Consider the following 946-nt stretch of genomic DNA (forward strand, 5'->3'; position numbering starts at 1 on the left):
GTGGCTTTAAATAATTGTTTGATTTCGTCTTGGGTTAAAACTTGTAAACTATCTCTTTGGCTGTATTCTTCTCTTTTTAGATGGATGGGTAATGGTTTGGCGTTGTGTTCTTTTAGGTAGTCGTTAAACTTAAATAGTGCTTGTATGTGCTTGTTTAGATAGGCTTTTGAGAGTCCGCCGTCTCTTGTTTTGTTGTCTCTTGTTTTTAGATGTTCGTAGTAATCTTTGATGATTTGAACATTGATTAAGTTGATTTGATTGATATTATATTCTTCGAGGTAATTAAAAAATTCTTTTAAGTGACTGGGTAAACTTTTTTGTGTACTCTCGGCATAACCCAGTATATCCAGCCAATTGGCAAAGCTGTTGAGTAGCTCTTTGTAACTTTCGTTTGTTATTTTTAACTGTTTCATCTTTCATTTTTTTTATTTTTTGGTATGTGTTGTTTTTTGGATTATTTTTATTTTTTACTCTTAACTGGCTGATTTTGTTTTCTTTGTGCGTTCCGTTTTAGTGGTGGAACTTTGTTGAACTGTGGAACGGTTGATTTGGTCGATACATTCTTGCAATGCCTGGCGTATTTGCTCCTCTAACTCCTTGTATTCATTGGGGTTTGTGATTTCGTAGTACTGTGTAGGTTCTCCCTTTTTCTTTACTTTTTTTAATTGATTGTTTTCTAGTAGTTGTTGGTGGTATCGCCATTGAGTAGTTTTAGTTAGTCGTAGTTTTCGTCTGATTTCATAAGCTGTAAAAGTGGTTTGGTTTTGTTCCTGTAAATAGATTTTTAGGTTTTCGAGGTAGTTTCGTGAGGCTCCTGTAATGGTGTCGCTTTTTCGTAGTAGCACTTCTTTGATAAGTTCGTTTGCTTCTTGTATGTCTTCTACTGATGTTTCTATATATTCCTCGCCTGTTTCTTTGTCGATGTGGTGGAACTTTTGGTATTGTT

General features: G+C 34.7%; 1 protein-coding gene and 1 pseudogene. Both read right to left on the bottom strand.

Annotated features, from left to right (window positions below):
• Nucleotides 1–413, bottom strand: a 413-nt coding sequence (locus B0A78_RS10580) for a hypothetical protein (RefSeq protein WP_211282053.1), incomplete at its 3' end; no start/stop codon positions are given.
• Nucleotides 414–473: 60 nt separating this feature from the next.
• Nucleotides 474–946 (bottom strand): annotated as a pseudogene (locus tag B0A78_RS10585) (hypothetical protein); the annotation flags it as partial.

The sequence above is a fragment of the Flavobacterium columnare NBRC 100251 = ATCC 23463 genome (assembly GCF_002530675.1).
In the GTDB taxonomy this organism is placed as follows: Bacteria; Bacteroidota; Bacteroidia; order Flavobacteriales; family Flavobacteriaceae; genus Flavobacterium; species Flavobacterium columnare.